The organism is Streptomyces sp. 2A115 (genome assembly GCF_052245575.1).
Taxonomy (GTDB): Bacteria; Actinomycetota; Actinomycetes; order Streptomycetales; family Streptomycetaceae; genus Streptomyces.
Window position 1 is genome coordinate 70,771 of record NZ_JBQQCG010000057.1, and the last position, 7,000, is coordinate 77,770.

The 7,000-nt window shown below is 69.6% G+C and carries 8 protein-coding genes; 7 read left to right on the forward strand and 1 reads right to left on the reverse strand.

All coding sequences use genetic code 11. The annotated features are described in order from the left end of the window. The first annotated feature begins 32 nt into the window (after positions 1 to 32). Complete coding sequence (locus tag ACTWQR_RS37075; protein ID WP_443231624.1) at positions 33 to 1,100, forward strand: SCO2583 family membrane protein; 1,068 nt, start codon at positions 33 to 35, stop codon at positions 1,098 to 1,100. An 81-nt stretch (positions 1,101 to 1,181) separates the two neighbouring features. On the opposite strand, the gene ACTWQR_RS37080 is transcribed toward ACTWQR_RS37075, so the two are convergent. Beyond that, complete coding sequence (locus tag ACTWQR_RS37080) at positions 1,182 to 2,282, reverse strand: M48 family metallopeptidase (RefSeq protein WP_443231625.1); 1,101 nt, start codon at positions 2,280 to 2,282, stop codon at positions 1,182 to 1,184. Positions 2,283 to 2,383: 101 nt separating this feature from the next. Between ACTWQR_RS37080 and ACTWQR_RS37085 the strand changes: the two genes are divergently transcribed. The 6 genes from ACTWQR_RS37085 to ACTWQR_RS37110 all read left to right on the forward strand — a co-directional run bounded on the left by ACTWQR_RS37085 (position 2,384) and on the right by ACTWQR_RS37110 (position 6,710). Next, the gene (locus ACTWQR_RS37085) at positions 2,384 to 2,539 is read left to right on the forward strand and encodes a hypothetical protein (RefSeq protein ID WP_443231626.1); all 156 of its coding nucleotides are present in this window, start codon (positions 2,384 to 2,386) and stop codon (positions 2,537 to 2,539) included. A gap of 200 nt (positions 2,540 to 2,739) precedes the next feature. Continuing rightward, positions 2,740 to 2,904 carry a hypothetical protein gene (locus ACTWQR_RS37090; RefSeq protein ID WP_443231627.1) on the forward strand — a complete coding sequence of 55 codons (165 nt, stop codon included), beginning with the start codon at positions 2,740 to 2,742 and terminating at the stop codon, positions 2,902 to 2,904. A 47-nt stretch (positions 2,905 to 2,951) separates the two neighbouring features. Beyond that, positions 2,952 to 3,638, forward strand: coding sequence for a nicotinate-nucleotide adenylyltransferase (gene nadD / locus ACTWQR_RS37095; RefSeq protein WP_443231628.1), 687 nt, complete (start codon positions 2,952 to 2,954; stop codon positions 3,636 to 3,638). A 16-nt stretch (positions 3,639 to 3,654) separates the two neighbouring features. Beyond that, positions 3,655 to 5,394, forward strand: coding sequence for an LCP family protein (locus tag ACTWQR_RS37100; protein WP_443231629.1), 1,740 nt, complete (start codon positions 3,655 to 3,657; stop codon positions 5,392 to 5,394). A gap of 186 nt (positions 5,395 to 5,580) precedes the next feature. Beyond that, a complete protein-coding gene (rsfS, locus tag ACTWQR_RS37105) occupies positions 5,581 to 6,027 on the forward strand; it encodes a ribosome silencing factor (protein ID WP_443231630.1) in 447 nt (148 codons plus the stop codon). Then, positions 6,024 to 6,710 carry a histidine phosphatase family protein gene (locus tag ACTWQR_RS37110; protein ID WP_443231631.1) on the forward strand — a complete coding sequence of 229 codons (687 nt, stop codon included), beginning with the start codon at positions 6,024 to 6,026 and terminating at the stop codon, positions 6,708 to 6,710. The genes rsfS and ACTWQR_RS37110 overlap by 4 nt, the downstream gene beginning before the upstream one ends. Positions 6,711 to 7,000: the final 290 nt, after the last annotated feature.

Below are 7,000 nucleotides of genomic sequence, written 5' to 3' on the forward strand. Positions count from 1 at the left end.
TACCTGGGGTCCAGGAGACCTACTCTGAAAGTATGGGCGGGCCTGGAAACCCACCTGAGGGGACACCCGAGGGTGCTCCCGGTGGTGGAGAGGACGAGTACCGATCCGTCGTCTTCGACGAGTCGTTCGTTCGTGCTGCCCGCCTCCAGGAGTTCTCCGCGCAGGAGCGGATCACCGACCACGCCCCGGCCGTCCGCCGTCGTCCGCCGCTGCGCCGCGGCCTGTCCCGGCAGGCGTTGATCCTCGTCCTGCTGATCGCCGTCGCCTTCGGCACCGCGATCTACATGGGTGTACGCCACCCGTACCAGACCCCCGCGGTGAAGCCCCCGGAACCGCTGCGGATGACGGTGATACCCCTTGCGCCGCAGAGCGCCGTGCCCGGCTCCGCCGACATCGAGGCGCTGTACGCGCACAGCCCGGCCGACCAGTTCCGCGTCGGCGCCGAGGGCATCACTCTGCCCGCCTCCCGGCGCACCGCGCACTTCTCCGACAGCCAGGTCGTCACTGCCCTGACCACGGCGAAGGACTACCTCGTGGAGTCCGCGCTCGACCCTGACGTGCTCACCGGCGGCGCCACCCGGCCCGCCCGGATCCTGCTCGACCCGCAGCAGCTCGACCAGTTCGACGAGAGCTTCGACCACCCCGTCGCGGACGGGCGGCACGCGCCCACCGGCTGGCTGGTCCGGTTCGACCCGAACCAGGCCGAGCTGGCCGACCCCAAGATCCGGGTGCAGGGCACGCTGGCGGCCGCCGAGACCGACTCCGACACCCTTGAGGTCACCGCCGACCACACCTTCGTCTACGCGCTGCGGCCGGCCGGCTCGGACCAGGACGCCAAGGCCTCGCTGTTCACCGTGCGGCGCGAGCTGCACTTCCGGTTCGACCGCGACGATCTGCGGATGCGCCAGACCGAGCTCCTTGTCTCCTACGTCCAGGCCGGGCCGCTGGCCTGTGCCGAGGACGCGACGAACCATCTGCGTCCGCTGCTCGCGGGAGAGACGGCCAAGGCGGGCGGTCCGGCCGGCACCGACCCCTTCGCGACGGGCAGTGCCACGGCGCTGTGCGGGTCGCTGGCGGCCAGCGCCCAGCCCAAGCTGTAGCTCTTGTTGTTCTTCCAGTTCTTGTAGTTCTTCCCTGGTCCCTGCTCCTTTGTAGCTCTCCGGCTGTCCTTGCTCCCTTGCTCAGACGGTGCCGTTGCTTCCGTTGGGGCTCTCGTCGTCCGGGCGGTCGGTTCGCGGCTGGTCCTTGGGGGAGCCGGTCGCGAAGCCACCAAAGCCGCGCCGGACCCGGCCGCCGAGGTCGCCCGCGCCGCCGGCGATGTCGCTGACCAGCTTCATCAGCGGGTCCTTGGAGTTCCTCACGTCCGTGGCGTAGCTGGTCGCCGACTGCCGGAAGGAGTCCGTGACCGAGGTGTTCCCGTCCTCGTCGCGGCGCGGATAGTGGCCGTCCATGATCCGCTGGTAGTCGCGGGACTCGGCCCACTTCTTCAGTTCGGCGGCCCGGACCGTGGTGAAGGGGTGGGAGCGGGGGAGCATATTGAGGATCTTGAGCACGGAGTCGCGCAGGTCGCCCCCGGCCTCGTACTCCTCGGCCTGTGCGAGGAACGCGTCCACGTTCATCTCGTGCAGGTGGTTGCCGCCCGCGATCTTCATCAGGCCGCGCATCGAGGACTCCAGGTCCTGGCCGACCAGGAGGCCCGCGCGGTCCGCGGACAGCTCGGACTTGCGGAACCACTCGCGCAGGGCCGTCACGATCGCCATGATCGCGAGGTTGCCGAGGGGGATCCACGCCACCCGGAGGGCGAGGCTCGTCAGGAACAGCAGGATCGTGCGGTAGACGGAGTGGCCGGACAGGGCGTGGCCCACCTCGTGGCCGACGACCGCCCGCATCTCCTCCTCGTCGAGCAGCTCGACGAGGCCGGTGGTGACGACGATGATCGGCTCGTCCATGCCGATGCACATCGCGTTCGGCTGCGGGTCCTGGTTGACGTACATCGGCGGGACCTTCTCCAGGTCCAGGATGTAACAGGCGTCCCGCAGCATGTCGTGGAGGTGCGCGAACTGGGCGTCCGAGACGCGCACCGAGTCCGACAGGAACAGCAGCCTCAGGCTGCGCTCCGGGAGCAGGCCGCTGAGCGCCTTGAAGACGGTGTCGAAGCCGCTGAGCTTGCGCAGGGCGACCAGGGCCGAGCGGTCGGCGGGGTGCTCGTACGCCCGGGAGGAGATCCCCTCGAAGCGCCGGCGCTGCCTGCTCGGAACGTTCTCGTGGCTTTCTTCTGGCATGTGGTCCCCCATGCGTTTGATTGCCTTCTGTGCCCCCAAGGCGGGGTCCAGCCTAGGCGGAGATACCGTGGACGGGCAGTACAGCGAAGGAGTCGAACGTCATGGAGCACCCCCCCGAATCCTGGCTCGCCGAGGCCGCGAGCGCCGCCCAGCAGCAGGGGGCGGGGAATCTCCTCCGTGTCGTGCTGATCGTGATGGTCGTCGGCTGTGTGCTGACCGCCTGGTTCCTGCTGCGCGGCTACAAGCGGGACGACTGAGCACCGGCAGAAGGTTCCCGACAGCTCATCGACTTCTCGACGACTTTCCGTCGGTTTCCCCCCCGCCGCTTTCCAACGGCGGAGTCGGAGTGATGGGGGCGGCGGCCCCCGCATACGATGTGCGGAAGTCGTTGTCCCGCCCTCCCCCACTCTCGACTTCGCTCGAGCGGGGGACCACCATCGGATAGGTCCTGCCGAAGATGAGCTTCCACAGCACCGCTGCCCAGTTGGTCACACTTGCCGCCGAGGGCGAGGAGCACGGCGGCAACCACGAGAGCCTCAGCCCCCTCCTGACCGGCGGCGGCGCCTTCGTCGCCCTGCTGCTGCTGCTGTGGATCACCACCCGTTTCAACCGGGACCGCTGACGCCCGCGCGACAGGGCCCGTCGGCCGGGCCGGTAGGGTCTGAACGCATGGGAGAGCAGGACATGCCTACCGGTCCGGCGAGCGACACGGAGCGCGGTACGGCGCGGGGCGTACGGCGCGGCCCGGGAAACGGCCCGTCGAACCCGGGCAAGCGCCGCCTCGGCGTCATGGGCGGAACCTTTGACCCGATCCACCACGGGCACCTCGTGGCGGCCAGTGAGGTCGCCGCGCAGTTCCACCTCGACGAGGTGGTGTTCGTGCCGACCGGCCAGCCGTGGCAGAAGAGCGACCGCAAGGTCTCCCCGGCCGAGGACCGCTATCTGATGACGGTCATCGCGACCGCCGAGAACCCGCAGTTCTCGGTGAGCCGCATCGACATCGACCGCGGCGGCCCGACCTACACCACGGACACGCTGCGCGACCTTCGCGTGCTCAACCCCGACACGGACCTCTTCTTCATCACCGGCGCCGACGCGCTCGGCCAGATCCTCACCTGGCGCGACGCCGAGGAACTGTTCTCCCTCGCGCACTTCATCGGGGTCACCCGGCCCGGCCACATACTGACCGACACCGGTCTGCCGGAAGGCGGTGTCTCGCTCGTCGAGGTCCCCGCGCTCGCCATCTCGTCCACGGACTGCCGTGACAGAGTCGCGAACGGCGACCCGGTCTGGTATCTGGTGCCGGACGGTGTGGTGCGCTACATCGACAAGCGTGAGCTGTACCGCGGCGAGTGAGCCGAGAGGGGCACCGGTGAACGACCGATACGACGCTGGGTACGGCGGCGACCAGTACGAGCACGTCGGCTACGACGAGTTCGGGCAGCCTGTGTACCGGCAGGTGCCACCGCCTTCCCAGGCTTCGCAGGTCCCGCAGGTCCCGCAGGCTCCTCAGGCCTCACAGGAGTACGGCTCGTACGACCCCTATGGGGGACAGCCGCAGGGGTACGGGCAGGGACAGGGACAGGCATACGGGCAGGGACAGGCGTACGGGCACGGGCAGGGACAGGGATACGGGTACGACCCGTACGCGATGGGGCAGCCGGCGTCGCCTGTGGTGTCGTATGACGCCGGTCAGCAGCAACCTGTGTCGCCCTATCACACGGGTCAGCAGCAACCCCAAGTCGCCGAGCAGACCGCCCACATCCCGCAGCAGGCAGGTCCGAGGGAATCCTCGGCGCCCTCGGAGAGTGGGCCACAGGCTGAACCCGACTACCGCACCGAGCAGTTCGCCTTCGTCGAGGAGCAGCCGGAGGACTCCGAAGACGTCATCGACTGGCTGAAGTTCACCGAGAACCGCACCGAGCGACGCGAGGAGGCCCGGCGCCGGGCCCGCGGCCGTGTGGTCGCGCTGGTCGTGGTGTTCGCGCTGGTCGCGGCCGGCGGGGTCGGCTATCTCTGGTACGCCGGGCAGTTGCCCGGCACGTCGTCCGACTCGAAGCCCGGCGCGACGACCGCCGCAGGCGCCCAGAAGCGTGACGTGATCGCTGTCCACCTGCACAACACCAAGGGCGGCGGCACCTCGACGGCGCTGCTCGTCAACAACACCACCACCAAGCGGGGCACCACCGTGCTGCTGCCCAACTCCCTTGCCCTGACGGACGAGGACGGCACCACGACCACGCTCGCCAAGTCGGTCGACGACGACGGTTCCTCCGGGACGCGCGAGGGAATCGACACCGTGCTGGGGACGGACATCGAGGGCACCTGGCGCCTCGACACCCCGTACCTGAACAACCTCGTCGAACTCGTCGGCAATATCGACATCGACACCAACGCGGACGTGCCCGACCCGGACGCGAAGAAGAAGGGCACGGCGCCCCTCGTCACCAAGGGCGAGGGCCAGACGCTCAGCGGCAAGATGGCCGTCGCATACGCCACGTACCGCGCCTCCGGAGAGTCGCAGAACGCGCAGCTGGAGCGGTTCGGGCAGGTCATGCAGGGCGTGCTGCGCAAGCTGTCGTCGGACGCGCAGGCCGCGACGACCACGGTTCAGACGCTCGCGCAGATCCTCGACCCCTCGCTGAGCGACAAGGACCTGGGCGCGTTCCTGGCCAGGCTCGCCGACCGGGCCAAGGAGGGCGAGTACAAGACCGCGATGCTGCCGGTCCGGACGGACGGCAGGCTGAGCGCGCAGGCGAGCGACAGCGTGGTCAAGGAGGTGCTCGGCGGCACCGCGAAGAGCCCCGAGCAGGGCGCGGCCGTCCAGGTCGGCATCCGCAACGCCACGGGCAACGACGACGCCACCGAACAGGCCAGGGTGGTGCTGCTCAACGGCGGCTACACCTTCGTCGACAGCGGCAGGACCGACGCTGCGCAGACCGTGTCCCAGATCACATACGCCGAGGCCGCGAGGAAGGCGGACGCGGTCGAGGTCGCCAAGACGCTGGGGCTGCCCACGAGTTCGGTGAAGAAGGGCAAGGTCACCTCGAACGCGGACGTGTCGGTCGTACTGGGGCAGAACTACAAGGTCACTGCCTCGTCGGGCGGGTGACGGGACACCGAGCGGAGACGGCGGGGCGGGTGACAGGTCGGCTTCCGGGGGCTTCGTCGCCCGTGCGGCGGGTGCCCGGAGCGTCCCCGAGGCGCGTCCGCCAATCACGTGGGGTGCCGTCGGCGGTCCGTGAGACCCTTGGGGTATCCCCTCGGGGACTCCTGACCGCCGACGGAAAGCCTTGTAGTGACCGCCACTGACCGCTCTACCGAGCTCATCACCACCGCCGCGCAGGCGGCAGCCGACAAGCTCGCGCACGACATCATCGCGTACGACGTCAGCGACGTGCTGTCGATCACGGACGCCTTCCTGCTGGCCTCCGCGCCCAACGACCGCCAGGTCAAGTCGATCGTCGACGAGATCGAGGAGCGGCTGAGCAAGGAGCTCGGCGTCAAGCCGGTGCGCCGCGAGGGCGACCGTGACGCCCGCTGGATCCTGCTCGACTACGTGGACATCGTGGTGCACGTCCAGCACAGCGAGGAGCGCGTTTTCTACGCGCTGGAGCGGCTCTGGAAGGACTGCCCCGAGCTCGACCTGCCCGCCGACGCCAAGGCGACCCGCGGCAAGAGCGCGGAGCACGCCAAGCTGCAGGACGCGGAGGAAGCCGCCGAGCTGCGCGGAGAGCTGCGGTGACCGCCGGAGCGGAGGCCTCGGCCGGTGCCGGGGCCGGGAAGAAGCCGGGCCGGGGGCGTCGCGTCATCCTGTGGAGGCACGGGCAGACTTCGTGGAACGTGGAGCGCCGCTTCCAGGGAACCATAGACGTCGAGCTCACCGAGACCGGCGTGGGCCAGGCCCGCCGAGCCGCCCGGCTGCTCGCGTCCCTGAACCCTGACGCGATCGTCGCCTCGGACCTCCAGCGGGCGGCGAACACCGCGGGTGAGCTGTCCGCGCTGACCGGCCTCACCGTGTCGCACGACGAGGGTCTGCGCGAGACGTACGCGGGCGTCTGGCAGGGACTGACGCACAACGAGATCATCGCCCGGTACGGCGACGAGTACGCCGCGTGGAAGCGCGGCGAGTCGGTACGCCGGGGCGGCGGCGAACTGGAGACCGAGGTCGCCGACCGCGCGGCCCCCGTGGTGCTCCGGCACGCCGATAAACTCCCCGACGACGGCACGCTCGTGGTCGTCAGCCACGGCGGCACCATCCGCACCACCATCGGCCGCCTCCTCGGCCTGGAGTCCCAGCACTGGGAGAGCCTCGGCGGCCTCTCCAACTGCTGCTGGTCCGTCCTCGGCGAGGGCGCCCGCGGATGGCGCCTGCTGGAACACAACGCGGGCACACTGCCGGAGCCGGTGCTGGGGGACGACGACTAGGGCCTGTGTGGGGTTGTGATCTGGGCTCGCGGGGCGTGGCACGCACGCTCGCCGCGTTGCCGAAATGCCCTCGTACGGAGCTACTAGGGCCTTCCGGCGCCTTGCGATCGCACGCACCACGCCCCGCTCCCTGATCCGGATCACAACCCCACACAGGCCCTAGTACTCCAGCCGTAGTTCGTGATCTTCATTCCTGAGTGGCTTGTCGTCGGTAGTGGCTGGCTTGGGATCGGGCCTGGTGGCGGCGTCGCCAGTTCGACCAACCGAGCCGGTGGGCTGTGTCGTGGACG

Coding starts and splice junctions, on each gene's coding strand:
- ACTWQR_RS37075 (WP_443231624.1), top strand. CDS start 33: ATGGGCGGGCCTGGAAACCCACCTGAGGGGACACCCGAGGGTGCTCCC.
- ACTWQR_RS37080 (WP_443231625.1), bottom strand. CDS start 2,282: ATGCCAGAAGAAAGCCACGAGAACGTTCCGAGCAGGCAGCGCCGGCGC.
- ACTWQR_RS37085 (WP_443231626.1), top strand. CDS start 2,384: ATGGAGCACCCCCCCGAATCCTGGCTCGCCGAGGCCGCGAGCGCCGCC.
- ACTWQR_RS37090 (WP_443231627.1), top strand. CDS start 2,740: ATGAGCTTCCACAGCACCGCTGCCCAGTTGGTCACACTTGCCGCCGAG.
- nadD (WP_443231628.1), top strand. CDS start 2,952: ATGGGAGAGCAGGACATGCCTACCGGTCCGGCGAGCGACACGGAGCGC.